The organism is Streptococcus sp. SM3, from assembly GCF_027497875.1.
On sequence record NZ_JAJNSA010000061.1, the window covers coordinates 1 to 14598 of the forward strand.

Sequence of the window (14598 nt, forward strand, 5' to 3'; positions counted from 1 at the left end):
GAACCGCGTAATCCTAACATCTGAATTCGCGTTTTTCCTTGATAGCGTTCACTGATAATGGAAATGGCCTTGGCATTAATCATCCCAACACCCAAACCAAAAAGAATCCGTGTTCCAAAGACAAAGGGATAGGCTTGATACCAAAAGGGTGCTGTTCCACTCAGTGATAAAATCAGCAATCCCAAACTAATCTGTAATCGCTCAGGAAATATTTTTTCTAAGAAACCATTTAGTAATAACATAATCATGATTCCAAAGGAAGGCAAGCTCGCCAAGAGCTCAATTTGTTCCTTAGGATAGCCTTGATAATAGTCAAACATGGCTGGCAGGGCACTCGAGATGGAAAAGGACGTAATCAAAACGAGGGAGAGAGCCAAAATACTGGCCCGTTCTAAAAATTGTTTCATGAAATCTCTTTCTATATTTTCTCTTAATCTTCTGTCTCTTTTGATAGTTATCAAACAAGCAAGAAAAGAAGAAGCCTCTTTGGTGTACAGACTCCTTCTTAAACTAGAAAATGAATCCCTTGTGTCTTAGGATGACTTTCTCTTGATTTGCTTAATAAAGTAGAAGATAAATCCTGCCACCATATAGGCAACAAAGATAATCAGACACCACTTGAACACGACATCCCAACCCTTGTTCACATTCAAAAAGAAGTAAGGGAAGGGACTGACCTTAGAATTAGGAACATCAAGTTTCAGTACCAAGCCATTAAAAAGAGCAAAAATCATATAAAGCAAGGGTAAAATCGTCCACACAATTGGATCCCAAATCTTGTATTGACCCTGTTTGTCAAAAAAGAGGGTATCTGCTAAAAACCAAAGGGGAACGATATAGTGACAAAGGAAATTTTCTAGGGTATAGAAATTAGTCGCAATAGGCGCTAATAGGAAATGGTAAATCACACAGGTAATCATGATACTCATGGTGACCCCACCTTTTAAGCGCAAGAGGCTTGGCCTTTGCCAGTTTTCACCTAAACGGCTCATAACCTTTAGGAGGTAGAGCGTAAAAATCGCGACTAAAAGGTTGGACAGAACCGTATAATAGAGCAACATCCCAAAGCCACCATGCTTGGCGATTTCAAGATAAACTCCCGTAAAAGCCGCTAGAAACAAGAAGATACGGCTATAAAATACAAGTTTATAGTGTTTTGACATGCTTAAATTTTCTTCACAAACTCTGATTTGAGTTTCATGGCACCGAAGCCATCGATTTTACAGTCGATATTGTGGTCGCCTTCTACGATGCGGATATTTTTCACGCGCGTCCCTTGTTTCAAATCTTTTGGCGCACCTTTTACTTTCAAATCCTTGATGAGAGTTACTGTATCACCGTCAGCCAATTTATTTCCGTTGGCATCGATAGCAACAAGGCCCTCTTCTACATCTGCAACTTCAGCAGGATTCCACTCATAAGCACACTCTGGGCAAACCAGTAGGGCACCGTCTTCGTAGACATACTCTGAGTTACATTTTGGGCAATTTGGTAGGTTGTTCATGGTTTCTCCTTATCATCATTCACTATTCTTTGAAAATCAAAATTTCTCGAACAGCAACTATTATACCTTAAAATCAGCATTTTGACAAATGAGTCGCTGGAGAAGCAAAGAAAAAATCATGTAACTTTGTCTGCTACATGATTTTTAAAAGATAGTTTATCATGAGTAGTGATACAGAAACTCATGATAGAAAGGGATGCATTTTTCTTACAAACCAGGTGCTTGTCCAAGTTCTGCCGCAATCATCCAAACTGTTTTCTCAAGTTCAGCCTTAGCACCAACAAAGATATCGTTTGTCACATCATCGCCTTCTTCGTCAGTCACATCCAAAGCTTTTTGGAAAAGAGTGATGAGGTAGCGATAAATAGCTAGAACACGTTCCAAGCTTTCTTCAACGTTACGGAATTCTCCTTCTTCTTCTTCGATTTCACTGTGTTGAAGGAATTCTGTCAAAGTAGAGAATGGGCTTCCCCCAAGTGTGATCAAGCGTTCGCTGATTTCATCCAAGTGACCATCAAGAGCATCCATGTACTCATCCATTTTTGGATGCCATACAAGGAAACCACGACCACGCATGTACCAGTGCACTTGGTGCAAGGCAACGTGGGCTACGTATAAATCAGCAACAGCTTGGTTCAAGACTTCCTTTGTTTTTGCCAATGCTACTGGCGCTGCTTTTGTCAATGATGTTACGTCTTTTACTGCTTCTTTTTTCAATTCTACCATTTTATTTTACCTCATTCATTATTATTTGTAACCACTTCTTAGTGTTTACTCCCTTAGTATACTACTAATGAAAACCAATAGCAAGCCAAATGACTCACATGAGAAAAGTTGCAATAGACTGATAATTTAAGAAAAGTTTAGTTAGTTCTGATTAGCTCACTTTATCAGATTTACTTGAAAATTGGCTTTGGTAAAGTTCATAATAAAAGCCTTTTGCTTGGAGTAAGCTTTCGTAATTTCCCTGCTCAATAACCTGTCCATCCTTAAGAACGAGAATCTTATTTGCTTCTTGAATATTAGAGAGACGGTGAGCGATGATAAAGCTGGTTCTTCCTTTCATCAAGCGTTTCATAGCTTTTTGAATTAAAAGTTCCAAATGGGTATCAACAGAGGAAGTCGCTTCATTCAAAATAAGAATTTTAGAATTGTCTAAGAGAGCACTCGCGATGATCAACAATTGTTTTTGCCTGAGGGAAATATTGCTAGAGTCTTGGTTCATATCCATGTTATAACCACCAGGAAGAGTTCGAATAAAATGGTCTACATTTGCTGCTTTGGTGGAAAAAAAGAAAGGACTATATTTGTCCTTTCTCGATTTTAGCTTTTCTTCAACCCAATAATGTTGATAAAGAGTCGATTATTTTACAAAGTCAAGCAATGCCAAGAAGCTTTCAGCTTCAAGTGACGCACCACCTACAAGGGCACCGTCAACGTCTGGGCAAGCCATGTATGAAGCAACGTTTTCAGGTTTAACAGAACCACCGTATTGAACACGAACTTTATCCGCAACTTCTTGACCGAAGTCAGCAGCTACAACGTCACGAACAACTTTACACATTTTTTGTGCGTCGTCTTGTGAAGCTGATTTACCAGTACCGATAGCCCAGATTGGCTCGTAAGCGATAACTGATGCAGCAACTTGTTCAGCTGTCAAACCAGCCAATGCAGCAGATACTTGAGCACCTACGAATTCAGCAGCTTTACCAGCTTCGTAAGTTTCAAGTGACTCACCACAACAGATAATTGGAAGCATGCCGTTTGCAAAGATTGCTTTTGCTTTTTTGTTGATATCTTCGTCAGTTTCATGGAAGTAGTCACGGCGTTCTGAGTGACCGATAACAACATAGTCAGTACCGATTTCTTTCAAAACTTGTGGGCTAGTTTCACCAGTGAAAGCACCTGAATTTTCAAAGTAGCAGTTTTGAGCAGCAACTTTAAGGTTTGAACCTTTTGCAGCAGCAAGAACAGTTGTCAAATCAAGAGCTGGAGCTGCGATACCTGCTTCAACAAGATCTGATGAAGGAAGTTTTGATGCAACTGCTTCAACGAATGCTTTAGCTTCTTCTGGATTTTTGTTCATTTTCCAGTTACCAGCAATAAATGGTTTACGTGACATTTCACATACCTCTTTTTTCAATTTATTTTCTATTTATTTTATCACAATTATACACAGCTTGCAAATCTTACTCGGATTTCAAGCCTGCTTACATGGATTAATCCTTCCATAGATCCATAGCATTTCTGAAATCTGCAGATACCTGTGTCAACTGAGGATTGCTTGCTTCTCTCTCTGCTCTCTTAGCCTCAATTTGAGCCACACTTTTGATGCCTTCATGGCGCCAGTTTCTTAAAATCGCCTGAATGTACTTCCAGTTTGGTTTTCCATTCAAAACAGCTTCACGAAGAGCTTCCTTAATCAAGTCAGTACTGGTTCCATCTTCCTTAAGAGTCTTGGTCAAATCCTCAATCTCAAAAGGAGTCAACAAGCGTCCCAACTCCTGCTGGAAAGTTTCCACCAAATTCTTAAGCTGATTTTGAGGTGTCAACTGGTCTGAACTTGAATGAGCAGCTCCAAGCAAATTATCCAAACGTTCCAAGGCCAAACTAGCATCAAAAAGCAATTCGATTTCGCCATTTAATTCGATAGTACGATACTGAAGCAGCCCCCTCTCCGTCAGATTGGAAATAGCCTGATTGACATCCGAAATTTCCTTGCCAATCCTTTCAGCAATCTGGCTTGGCGACATTTCATCCAAACCTGTCGTATTTTGCAAATAGAAAAATTGCCAGACCAGAAAATCGTCGCTGGAAGGAAAGAGTTCCTTAAAATGCAAGAGCAGGGCACTTGGTAAAACCAAGTTCCCTGATTTAAAAGCGTCTAAATATGTCATAATTCCTCTTATAAATACCCAAATGCAGATGCATCGTCTTCTATTTTTCTCCAGTCAAAAGGCGTCTCCTGATAGACCGCATAATTCACCCAGTTACTGAAAAAGAGGGCTGCTGATGAAGACCAACAAAGACAAGGTGTCTGGTTGACATCATCATCCTTAAAGTAATTTTCTGGAATATGTGGGTCTAAACCTGCATCACGGTCCCTAAAATACTCTTTTGCCAAGGTATCACGGTCATATTCCAAATGCCCAAAACTATAAATTTCTCGCAAATCACGACTGGCCAAAATAGAAACTCCAACCTGAGGTCCTTCTGATAAAATTTCAAGATTGGTTTTGTTTAAGATTTCTTCCTTAGAAATCTCCGTGTGCCGAGAATGAGGGGATACATAGCTATCGTCAAAGCCTCTAAAGAGAAGATGACCTTCCTTTAAAGTATCCTGAGGATAAATACCTGATAACTTACTGTCCATCTGGTATTTTTTCACCCCATAGCGCAAATAAAGACCAGCCTGAGCCCCCCAACAGATATGAAGGGTCGAATAGACATGGGTCTTGGACCACTCGATTACCTGACTGAATTCCTCCCAATAGTCCACTTCCTCAAATGGTAAATGCTCAACTGGAGCACCTGTGATAATCATCCCATCAAAATACTCATCCTTGACTTCAGGAAAAGTTTTATAAAAGGTCTCCATGTGCTCTGAACGAGTTGTTTTAGAACGGTGACTCTCCATATAGAGAAAATCAATATCCAGTTGCAGGGGTGTATTGGCCAAATGGCGCAACAACTGGGTCTCTGTCACTATTTTTTGTGGCATGAGATTTAAAATTAATATCTTCAAAGGACGGATATCTTGGTGGGCCGCACGTTGATCATCCATGACAAAGATATTCTCTGTCCGTAAAATCTCAACAGCTGGCAATTTTTTATCAATTCGAATCGGCATAACCCTCTCCTAACTGTATTCTTTCAGGAATCATTGCATATGTTTGAAACTCTTCGAAAATCAAATTCAAACCGCGTCAACGTTGCCTTGCCGTACTCAAGTACAGCCTGCGACTAGTTTCCTAGTTTGCTCTTTGATTTTCATTGAGTATGAAACTAAATCTCAAACACTTAGTCCTTCTATTATACTGCAAGAAGATATAGTTTTCAATTATACTTTTTCTCTAACTATCTATAGTCTATTTTTATATCCTAATGTAGAGAAAACAGCCCTAGGGACTGTTTTTCATTAATAATGCATCAAAACTTTGTAGTCGTAGTCACCGATTTTTTCACGGCCGTTTAATTCATCCAATTCAACAAGGAAGGCACAACCTGCTACAACACCACCAAGCTTTTCAATCATTTCGATAGTTGCCTTAACAGTTCCACCTGTTGCCAAGAGGTCATCCACGATAAGAACACGTTGACCTGGCTTGATGGCGTCAGCATGCATAGTCAAGGTATCAACACCGTACTCTTTTTCATAGTCAGCAGAAATGACTTCGCGTGGCAATTTACCTGGTTTACGAACAGGTGCAAAACCAATTCCCAACTCAAAGGCAACTGGACAGCCCACGATAAAACCACGAGCCTCAGGACCTACAATCATGTCTATTTTCTTGTCAGTAGCATACTGAACGATTTCACGAACAGCATAGCTATAAGCATTTCCATCAGCCATCAAAGGACTAATATCACGGAAGGTGATGCCTTCCTTAGGATAATTTTCAATTGTTGCAATATAATCTTTTAAATTCATCTTTTTCTTTCTTTCAAAGTTTTTACTCTCTATTATAGCATATTTTTTAAGAAAGAAAAAAGGAAAAGTTAACTTCAATAATTATCTAACGATTTGACGATTTATAACTAGCCATAGCAATAAATCCCAATTTCTGTTTATTCTTAGCAAACATTTTATACATAGTTAAAAACTGCTTTCTATTCTCCTTTTTACAAGCATTTACGCAAATTTTCAAAGTTCCTAGCCAACCTTCGTCATAAATCATACCTGATAATTTCATTAATGTCATTTCACCAGTCAATACTTTCACATCACGATAACCTGATTCTATCATTACCTGTTCCCAACCATCTTGAGTTAAAGGACCTACATTTACATGAATTGCTTGTGACAATTCCTGTCTGACAGACTCTTTAGCTTCCTTAAGAAGCACATCATGTGTCAAGAGAAGACCTCCAGGTTTTAATACCCTTAGATATTCTATTACACATTTTTTCTTAGCTTGATCGGCTTGCATAGTCAGCATAGCTTCATTTATAACAATATCAAAACTAGCATCTTCATAAGGAAGTTTCATTGCATTTGCTCTTTCAAACCTAATCAAATGACCAACACCTGCCGTTTCAGCAGATTTTTTAGCCACTTCTAAAGCTTGAGCATCCATATCAACAGCAGTTATCTTACAACCAAAACGCTGTGCCAACTCAATTGCTGTAGTTCCCCTATTACACGCAACCTCTAGTATTCTCTTTTCTTTTGAAAATTCTCCTTCTGCAATTAACCAATCTGTGGCACGTTTTCCACCTGGACGTAAGCGTTTTTTCCCCAATTTTGCTAAAAACTTATGACCTGCTTCTGACATTTGAACACCTCTGTTTTTTCTTCATTATAACATAAAATGATATTGTCTGACAATTCTAATCTATTATTTAATGAACTAGAATCAAAAACATATAAGCTACCATGACTAGATCAAAAATCTATTAATCACCTCTCTAATTCAAATTCAACTCCTCTCATCATTTACACATTTAGGTTACGGCTATTTTTTGTACTTTGGAATTGCTCTCATCTTCATCAGCTATACGAATCTTCATCTTTCTGTTCGTAAAGCCACGATTTCGCTATTCCTTCCTCTGCCAACTCTTATTTCCAGCGTCAGACTTAAACAGTCTATCCTAATTCCGTTCGATCAGCTACTCACAATAGTTAGACTTGGGAATCACTTTTGGGTTTACTAGTATATGATCCCCGCAGAGGATTTACACCTCAGATGAACGGAATGTTCGTCGCACCTAAAAAAAACGAGCACTTTCGTACTCGTTCTCTGATATAAACTACTGATTAAAGTGAGTTTACGTCAACTTTGATACCAACACCTTGAGTAGTTGTGATAGTCAAGTTTGTTACGTAAGTTCCTTTAGCTGTAGCTGGTTTTGCTTTTTGGATTGTTTCGTTGAAAGCTTTGAAGTTTTCAACCAATTTTTCAGCTTCAAATGATACTTTACCGATGATTGCTTGAACGTTACCTGCACGGTCAGCACGGTAAGTGATTTTACCACCTTTAGACTCTTCAACTGCTTTAGCAACATCCATTGTTACAGTACCAGTTTTAGGGTTTGGCATCAAGTTACGTGGTCCAAGGACACGTCCAAGACGTCCAACAAGAGCCATCATGTCAGGTGTAGCGATAACTACGTCGAAGTCCAACCAACCATCGTTGATTTTAGCAACAAGGTCATCTTCACCAACAAAGTCTGCACCAGCAGCTTTTGCTTCTTCAGCTTTTGCACCACGTGCGAAAACAAGAACGCGTGAAGTTTTACCAGTACCATTTGGCAATACCATTGCTCCACGGATTTGTTGGTCAGCTTTTTTAACATCGATGTTCAAGTTGTAAGCAACTTCTACAGTTGCGTCAAATTTTGCAAAGTTAGTTTCTTTTGCAAGTGCTACAGCTTCTTCTACGCTGTATGCTTTTGTGCTGTCGATTTTCTCAAGAGCAGCACGAAGTTGTTTGCTTTTTTTAGCCATTTTCTATTCTCCTTGTAAGTGGTTCAATCGATTTTCATCTCCCACGTCACTCCTCGAAATGATGAAGTCTTGCGGGTTTTCAGTCTATTAGATTCTTTTCCTACTTAGTTAAGTTCCCTTGCTGTACCCAAGTACAAGCATCAGTCACTTGCCTAGTATGAAAAGCAACTAATAGACTGCTGTGAGATTTTCTACTGTGTTATTGATTAGTCAACAACAGTGAATCCCATAGAACGAGCAGTACCTTCGATCATACGCATTGCAGACTCTACGTTTGCTGCGTTCAAATCTGGCATCTTAGTTTCTGCAATTTCTTGTACTTGTGCACGAGTAACTGTAGCAACTTTAGTTTTGTTAGGTGTACCTGATCCTTTTTCAACACCTGCAGCTTTTTTCAAAAGAACAGCAGCTGGTGGTGTTTTAGTGATGAAAGTAAATGATTTATCTTCGTAAACTGAGATAACAACTGGAATAATCATACCAGCTTGGTCAGCTGTACGAGCGTTGAACTCTTTTGTGAATCCCATGATGTTGATACCAGCTTGACCAAGAGCAGGTCCAACCGGTGGAGCTGGTGTAGCTTTACCAGCAGGGATTTGCAATTTTACAAGTTTCTCGACTTTTTTAGCCATTTTTAAATCCTCCTTTGTGGTTTTGGCGGTAATTAAAGATTTTTACCTCCCACAAGTATGCTTTACACATACTCATCTATTATACACTATTTATCTGGAATTGCAAGGAAAAAGTTTATTTTTTAATCGACATAATCTCCGCCTTCAAAGCCATAGTATTCTTCCAAACTGAGGCCACTAGCTGCAATCTCTTTAGCCTCTTTTCCGACATAACGAAGGTGCCATTCCTCAGCCATATAGCCTGTTTCCTTTTCCTTACCTTTAAGATAACGGACAACAAAACCATAATCAGCCGCATGGTCCAAGAGCCATTGGGCCGCTTTTTCTTCTGTCACCAAATCACCATTTGTCCCAATCACATCAAAGGCCAAGCCTGTCTGGTGCTCGCTATAGCCAGGGCGGGCAGAGTAACGGTCTGCTGCAGCCTTTCCATCTTTATTGACATAATCTTGATAGAGGTTAGTCTGAGTCTCGTAACTTCTAAAACCACTGTATTGATCACTAATTGGGAAACCTGCCTCTTGCATAGCTTTGATGAGTTTGAGCAACTCTGCTTTTGCTGTTGGATTTTCCCCTGGATTGTAGTCTTTAGATAATGGATAGTGTTTATTTGCTACGATAATTTCATCGTATTTCCCTTGAATACTGTAGTAGTCACCTTTATTAACCACTTCTGCTTTTTTCTGGGTGGCTTCTTGAGGCTTACTTCCGACTGTTCCATCAGCTTTGGCTGTTTGTTCTGCTTTAGCTGCTCCATCTTCATTTTTTGCTTTTTCTTGTGAACAAGCTGCTAGACTCAAGGCTAGCAAGGCTGTCAAGACAAGGTATCTTTTTTTCATTTCTACTCCTTTATTTCTAATAGGTTGTCTACTTCTGGCGATAAACAATTGACTAATCTTTTAATCTCTTCCGGTTTTGCTTGGCAGGTTTCTGCTGTCATTTCTTCAAAGGGAACCCACCAAACTGGACCACGTCCATTGAGACCGTGACCATTCATGTCACCTGTTCGTCTAGGAAACAGATGCCAATGAAGATGAGCATCACCATTTCCTAGCAGTTCGATATTCATTTTCTCGGCAGCAAAGGCCTTAGCAACCGCCTCTTGGACCACACTCATTTCTTCTAGAAAACGGAGTCTTGTCTCCTTTTTCAAATGGTGCAATTCGGTAACGTGTTCCTTGGCTAGAAAAAGACTATATCCTGCAAAATACTGGTGGTCTCCAATCACAAGATAGCCTGTTTCCAACTCTTTGACAAAGTAGGGATTTTCTCCAGCTTTGATAAGGTCAATTCTCTGGCAAATCAAACACATATTAGTCTACCAATGCACTCTTAAGATAGGCATCAACCATACGCTCCGTTGCAACCACCGAGTCAATATGAGTACGCTCATAAGAATGACTAGACTCGATACCAGCACCGAGAAGGGCATGTTTGACTTCTGCCCCTGCAGACATAGCTGCTGAAGCGTCCGAACCATAAAATGGATAGATATCCAGCTTAAATGGAATATCTTGCTCTTTAGCCAAAGCAACCAAGTGTTGACGGAAGTCGTAGTGATAAGGTCCAGAAGCATCCTTGACACAGATAGACACTGTATATTCGTCTGTTTGCTGGTCATCTCCCATAGCTCCCATATCCACAGCCAGATATTCTACTACCTGAGCAGGAATATTAGAATTAGCCCCATGCCCCACTTCTTCAAAGACTGAAAAAGCAAAATGGGTTGTTACTGGCAATTCAATCTTCTCTTCCTTATAAATACGAAGCAGGTTAAGCAAAATCGCTGCGCTGACCTTATCGTCCAAATGACGAGACTTGATAAAACCTGTCTCTGTCACGACAGTTCGTGGGTCAAAGCTGATAAAATCACCGACTTCAATTCCCAAGGCACGAGTTTCTTTTTCACTAGTTACTTTGGCGTCCAAACGCACTTCCATATTGTCTTGGGTGCGTTCTGCAGTTCCTGCATCCTTATAGACATGGCAAGAAGTTTGGTGGATGAGGATGGTTCCTGATACTTTTTCACCTGTGCTAGCCACATGAACGGTACAGTTTTCACCTTCAATCATGTTCCAAGGGAAACCACCGATACGATCCATTTTGAGACGGCCATCTGGTTTAACAGCACGGACAATAGCACCCAGCGTATCTACATGGGCAGTCACATAGCGGTGTTCTTCATCATTTTGACCTTTGATGGTCACATTGACACCGCCCTTAGCTGTGCGAACCGGCTGGTAACCAAAACCTTCTAGAGTCTTGACTAAATAGTCCGAAATCTCCCGAGTGAAGCCAGTTGGCGATGCAATAGCTGTCAGTTCTTTGATATATTCTACTGTTTGATTCATTTCTTCACCTCTTTTGCTACCTATTATAACACATTTATCATCGGATAAAAAAAGAAAATCACTCCTGTAGACTTGGCTACAAAAGTGATTTTAATGATTATTCCATTTCAAAAACATCGCTTTCTTGCTTGTTTGGTAGAACCAATGAGAGCAAGATTCCGACAACGGCTGGTACTAACCATGGGAGTGATGCCTTGGCAAAAGGAAGAGCATTGACAAGATTTGCAAGAAACTCAACCTTAAACGAGCTTCCTAATACGCTTGCAATGGCAATAGCTGTAACCACAGCAATTGTCAACTGCATACCTGGTTTTGAAAGAGCTACAAATTTGTTGACAATGACAATCATAACGATAGCAATCGTGATTGGGTACAAGATAACCAGTACTGGAATTGAGTACTTGATAATTGCATCAAGACCCAAATTAGCAATGGCAAATCCGATCAAGGTAAAGGCTGTAGCATAAACCTTATAGCTGATTTGTGGGAAACGTTCATTAAAGAACTCAGCTGTTGACACAATCAAACCAACTGTTGTTGTGAAGCAGGTTACAGTAACCATAGCTGCAAGGAAGAGTTGGGCTGTTGAGCCAAAGATTTCTTGAGTAGCTTGTGACAAGATGTAAACACCTGGTGTTCCACCCTTCATCGCTTCAGCTGGTACTGGGAAATGATTTCCAAGGAAACCTAAACCGATGTAAAGAGCGCTAAAGGCAAGGGCAACAACGATACCAACCACCCAAATAGTCGAAATGTATTCTTTCTTACTTGAAAATCCAAGTTGTTTCAAGGTTTGAACTGCAATCACACTAAAGGCAACTGAGGCAAGGGCGTCCAAGGTATTATACCCTTCTAGGAAACCTGTCCCAAAGGCAGAAGCTTGATAAGCAGCTGAAGCAGCTTGAGGACTTGTTCCACCGTATTTAATAGCTCCTAAAACAACCAAGATAACAATCAAGATTGCAAAGACTGGCGTTAAAATACGGCCGATACGGTCTAAGATTTTTGATGGATTAAGCGAAATCAAATAGGCTGCTGCAAAATACAGAACTGTAAAGACAATCAAACCAAGACCTTTATTTGCATCCGATAAAAGAGGGCTAATCCCTACTTCGTAAGCTGTTGTAGCTGTACGTGGTATAGCAAAGAATGGACCGATTGACAAGTAAAGAACTGAGAGGTATAGAGTCGCAAACCAAGGCGCTATCTTTGTTGAAATCTCGTAGATATATCCTTTAGGATTTAGCGTTCCAATAATAAGAGTCAAGACGGCGATACCGACGCCTGAAAAGACAAAACCTGCGATGGCAGGAAGAAAATGTTCTCCAGATAGAGCACCTAGAGAAGGCGGAAAAATCAAGTTCCCCGCACCAAAAAATATTCCAAACAGGAGCAAACCTGTTAGGGCACCTTTTTTAGCCATGAAAATCTCCTTCATATTTATAAAATACTGACCTAGTATATCATGAATAGGAGTATGAAAAAAGCTTCACGAAGTAAATATTGAATGTTTTCAAGATTCTTAAAAATGAGAATTGTCTAAAAATAAAATCCCCTACCCAGTCCACGACAAGTAGGAGAAATGCAAATTTTTAAAGTTCTTCAAAGGCCATCATGCCACCTTGGACATTGATAACCTCATAACCTTGTTCTGATAAGAATTGGCAAGCACGCGCCGATCTCATTCCAGATTTGCAAATAACATAATGTAACTGATCCTTGTCCAATTGATCATAAGTATCAGCCAATTGACTCAGAGGAAGATTCTGAGCACCTTCTAGATGAAGAGCTTCAAACTCATCCACTTCTCTCACGTCCACTAGAGAAAGTTGGTCGTTTTTGTAAAGCTGATAAAATGCGTCAAAGGTTATTTCTTTCATTCTTTTTCTCCTAATACTCTTCGAAAATCAAATTCAAACCACGTCAGCGTCGCCTTACCGTACTCAAGTACAGCCTGCGGCTAGCTTCCTAGTTTGCTCTTTGATTTTCATTGACTATAAAATAGTTTTAATTCTTTTTTTCAAATCCGGCACCACTTCTGACTCAAACCAAGGATTTTTGGCCATCCAGATTTGATTTCTAGGCGAGGGGTGAACTAATGGAAAATAGGTTGGCAAGTAGTTCTGGTAATGTTTTACCCGTTCTGTCACTTTGCCACTGACTTTCTCCTGTAAATAGTAGGCTTGGGCATATTGGCCAATCAAGAGGGTCAATTGGATATCTGGTAATTCTTGCAAGAGCTGTGGATGCCATTTTTCGGCAAATCCTGCTCGAGGTGGTAAATCACCTGAATTGCCATGCCCCGGAAAGTAGAAATCCATGGGCAAAACTGCGAAATAACCTGAGTTGTAAAAGGTGTCCTCATCCACACCTAGCCAGTCTCTCAGGCGGTCACCACTCTTATCTTTCCAGTAAAGACCTGCTTTTTGGGTTTTAAGTCCAGGTGCCTGACCGATGATATTGATGCGAGCAGTCTTTGGCGCTGCAAAGAGAGGCTCAATGCCACGCTTTGTATAGGTAGCATTCTGTGAATCTGCCATAATAGCCTGCTTGATTCTTTCAATTTGAGACATCTACTTTCCCTCCAAAAAGAAGTCTAAGCATAAGATCTCAGACTTCTATCGTTTTATTTGATCAATTCGTAAATAGCTTCGGCATAGATTGCTGCAGCTCGGAAGAGATCGTCCAAGGCGATAAATTCATTGGCTTGGTGCATGGTGTCAATTGAGTCTGGGAACATGGCACCATAGGCAACACCTCGTTCTAGCAAGCGACCAAAGGTTCCACCACCGATGACTTGCTCGTGACCTTTAAGACCAGTTTGTTTTTCATAAACATTCAACAAGGTTTGCACAAGTGGATCTTCCATTGGCACATAGTGAGGCGTGTGACCGTGTTCAGACAAGCTAACAGAAGCAACTGGCAAGTTTTCAAGGATTGACTTGATTTGTTCTGGACTTGTTCCTTTTGGATAGCGGATGTTAAGGGCAATGGTATTGTCAGCACTTGTTTCATCGAAGCGGAAGACACCGGCATTCATAGAAAGAGCACCCATCTTTTCATCCACATGAGCAATCTTGAGATTTTCACCCTCATGGTCGTTCAAGAGAATTTTACCAGCGATGTCAAGGTAGTCTTTGGCTGGACCAGCGAAGTTAAACTGGCTAAGGAAGAGGGCTAGGTAAGTCGCACCATTGACACCTGAAGCGGGCATAGCACCGTGGGCTGATTTACCAATGATGGTAACCTTGTACTGACCGTTTTCTTCTTGGAGTTCTCCTCTAAGTTTGTGTTCTGCAACAAAGGCATCTAGTTTAGCTTGCAAGTCAGTCAAATCACCTGAAACGACTGCTGTTGCTGATTCTGGTACCATATTTTCACGTAAACCACCTGTAAAGCTGTGAAGACGGGCAGCACCTGCATTTTCACCTGCAAAGTGGAGGT

General features: G+C 40.4%; 18 protein-coding genes and 1 pseudogene. All 19 read right to left on the reverse strand.

Annotated features, from left to right (window positions below; all coding sequences use genetic code 11):
- A partial coding sequence (locus tag PAN06_RS09255; protein WP_269796152.1) for an MFS transporter occupies nt 1-407 on the reverse strand: 407 nt, incomplete at its 3' end.
- Between the two features lie 126 nt (nt 408-533).
- Nucleotides 534-1163 carry a Pr6Pr family membrane protein gene (locus PAN06_RS09260; RefSeq protein WP_000033942.1) on the reverse strand — a complete coding sequence of 210 codons (630 nt, stop codon included), beginning with the start codon at nt 1161-1163 and terminating at the stop codon, nt 534-536.
- Nucleotides 1164-1165: 2 nt separating this feature from the next.
- A complete protein-coding gene (locus PAN06_RS09265; RefSeq protein ID WP_001061596.1) occupies nt 1166-1504 on the reverse strand; it encodes a zinc ribbon domain-containing protein YjdM in 339 nt (112 codons plus the stop codon).
- Between the two features lie 207 nt (nt 1505-1711).
- On the reverse strand, nt 1712-2230 hold the full coding sequence (locus PAN06_RS09270) for a Dps family protein (protein WP_070842636.1): 519 nt from the start codon (nt 2228-2230) through the stop codon (nt 1712-1714).
- Between the two features lie 151 nt (nt 2231-2381).
- Nucleotides 2382-2786, reverse strand: a pseudogene (locus PAN06_RS09275) (ABC transporter ATP-binding protein); the annotation flags it as partial.
- Between the two features lie 81 nt (nt 2787-2867).
- Nucleotides 2868-3626: a triose-phosphate isomerase gene (gene tpiA, locus PAN06_RS09280; RefSeq protein ID WP_269796153.1), complete on the reverse strand. Its 759-nt coding sequence runs from the start codon at nt 3624-3626 to the stop codon at nt 2868-2870.
- Between the two features lie 97 nt (nt 3627-3723).
- Nucleotides 3724-4401 carry a DnaD domain-containing protein gene (locus PAN06_RS09285; RefSeq protein WP_269796154.1) on the reverse strand — a complete coding sequence of 226 codons (678 nt, stop codon included), beginning with the start codon at nt 4399-4401 and terminating at the stop codon, nt 3724-3726.
- 8 nt (nt 4402-4409) lie between these two features.
- Nucleotides 4410-5354 (reverse strand): homoserine O-succinyltransferase, encoded by a 945-nt coding sequence (metA, locus tag PAN06_RS09290; RefSeq protein ID WP_269796155.1) that lies wholly within the window; start codon nt 5352-5354, stop codon nt 4410-4412.
- A 288-nt stretch (nt 5355-5642) separates the two neighbouring features.
- Complete coding sequence (locus PAN06_RS09295) at nt 5643-6155, reverse strand: adenine phosphoribosyltransferase (protein WP_001049318.1); 513 nt, start codon at nt 6153-6155, stop codon at nt 5643-5645.
- A gap of 85 nt (nt 6156-6240) precedes the next feature.
- Nucleotides 6241-6999, reverse strand: coding sequence for a class I SAM-dependent methyltransferase (locus PAN06_RS09300; protein ID WP_261182159.1), 759 nt, complete (start codon nt 6997-6999; stop codon nt 6241-6243).
- A gap of 482 nt (nt 7000-7481) precedes the next feature.
- Nucleotides 7482-8171 (reverse strand): 50S ribosomal protein L1, encoded by a 690-nt coding sequence (rplA, locus tag PAN06_RS09305; RefSeq protein ID WP_001085675.1) that lies wholly within the window; start codon nt 8169-8171, stop codon nt 7482-7484.
- A gap of 206 nt (nt 8172-8377) precedes the next feature.
- Complete coding sequence (rplK, locus tag PAN06_RS09310) at nt 8378-8803, reverse strand: 50S ribosomal protein L11 (RefSeq protein ID WP_001085807.1); 426 nt, start codon at nt 8801-8803, stop codon at nt 8378-8380.
- A gap of 122 nt (nt 8804-8925) precedes the next feature.
- Nucleotides 8926-9642, reverse strand: coding sequence for an LD-carboxypeptidase LdcB/DacB (gene ldcB, locus PAN06_RS09315; protein ID WP_125458304.1), 717 nt, complete (start codon nt 9640-9642; stop codon nt 8926-8928).
- Nucleotides 9643-9644: 2 nt separating this feature from the next.
- A complete protein-coding gene (locus tag PAN06_RS09320) occupies nt 9645-10115 on the reverse strand; it encodes an HIT family protein (RefSeq protein WP_269796156.1) in 471 nt (156 codons plus the stop codon).
- A gap of 1 nt (nt 10116) precedes the next feature.
- Nucleotides 10117-11154 (reverse strand): M42 family metallopeptidase, encoded by a 1038-nt coding sequence (locus PAN06_RS09325; protein ID WP_269796157.1) that lies wholly within the window; start codon nt 11152-11154, stop codon nt 10117-10119.
- A gap of 97 nt (nt 11155-11251) precedes the next feature.
- Nucleotides 11252-12577, reverse strand: coding sequence for a branched-chain amino acid transport system II carrier protein (gene brnQ / locus PAN06_RS09330; RefSeq protein ID WP_033689180.1), 1326 nt, complete (start codon nt 12575-12577; stop codon nt 11252-11254).
- 169 nt (nt 12578-12746) lie between these two features.
- Nucleotides 12747-13034 carry a rhodanese-like domain-containing protein gene (locus tag PAN06_RS09335; protein WP_261051172.1) on the reverse strand — a complete coding sequence of 96 codons (288 nt, stop codon included), beginning with the start codon at nt 13032-13034 and terminating at the stop codon, nt 12747-12749.
- 114 nt (nt 13035-13148) lie between these two features.
- Nucleotides 13149-13727 carry a uracil-DNA glycosylase family protein gene (locus PAN06_RS09340; protein ID WP_269796158.1) on the reverse strand — a complete coding sequence of 193 codons (579 nt, stop codon included), beginning with the start codon at nt 13725-13727 and terminating at the stop codon, nt 13149-13151.
- Between the two features lie 53 nt (nt 13728-13780).
- On the reverse strand, nt 13781-14598 hold an 818-nt coding region (locus PAN06_RS09345; RefSeq protein ID WP_269796159.1), incomplete at its 5' end, for a Sapep family Mn(2+)-dependent dipeptidase.

Coding starts and splice junctions, on each gene's coding strand:
- PAN06_RS09260 (WP_000033942.1), bottom strand. CDS start 1,163: ATGTCAAAACACTATAAACTTGTATTTTATAGCCGTATCTTCTTGTTT.
- PAN06_RS09265 (WP_001061596.1), bottom strand. CDS start 1,504: ATGAACAACCTACCAAATTGCCCAAAATGTAACTCAGAGTATGTCTAC.
- PAN06_RS09270 (WP_070842636.1), bottom strand. CDS start 2,230: ATGGTAGAATTGAAAAAAGAAGCAGTAAAAGACGTAACATCATTGACA.
- tpiA (WP_269796153.1), bottom strand. CDS start 3,626: ATGTCACGTAAACCATTTATTGCTGGTAACTGGAAAATGAACAAAAAT.
- PAN06_RS09285 (WP_269796154.1), bottom strand. CDS start 4,401: ATGACATATTTAGACGCTTTTAAATCAGGGAACTTGGTTTTACCAAGT.
- metA (WP_269796155.1), bottom strand. CDS start 5,354: ATGCCGATTCGAATTGATAAAAAATTGCCAGCTGTTGAGATTTTACGG.
- PAN06_RS09295 (WP_001049318.1), bottom strand. CDS start 6,155: ATGAATTTAAAAGATTATATTGCAACAATTGAAAATTATCCTAAGGAA.
- PAN06_RS09300 (WP_261182159.1), bottom strand. CDS start 6,999: ATGTCAGAAGCAGGTCATAAGTTTTTAGCAAAATTGGGGAAAAAACGC.
- rplA (WP_001085675.1), bottom strand. CDS start 8,171: ATGGCTAAAAAAAGCAAACAACTTCGTGCTGCTCTTGAGAAAATCGAC.
- rplK (WP_001085807.1), bottom strand. CDS start 8,803: ATGGCTAAAAAAGTCGAGAAACTTGTAAAATTGCAAATCCCTGCTGGT.
- ldcB (WP_125458304.1), bottom strand. CDS start 9,642: ATGAAAAAAAGATACCTTGTCTTGACAGCCTTGCTAGCCTTGAGTCTA.
- PAN06_RS09320 (WP_269796156.1), bottom strand. CDS start 10,115: ATGTGTTTGATTTGCCAGAGAATTGACCTTATCAAAGCTGGAGAAAAT.
- PAN06_RS09325 (WP_269796157.1), bottom strand. CDS start 11,154: ATGAATCAAACAGTAGAATATATCAAAGAACTGACAGCTATTGCATCG.
- brnQ (WP_033689180.1), bottom strand. CDS start 12,577: ATGGCTAAAAAAGGTGCCCTAACAGGTTTGCTCCTGTTTGGAATATTT.
- PAN06_RS09335 (WP_261051172.1), bottom strand. CDS start 13,034: ATGAAAGAAATAACCTTTGACGCATTTTATCAGCTTTACAAAAACGAC.
- PAN06_RS09340 (WP_269796158.1), bottom strand. CDS start 13,727: ATGTCTCAAATTGAAAGAATCAAGCAGGCTATTATGGCAGATTCACAG.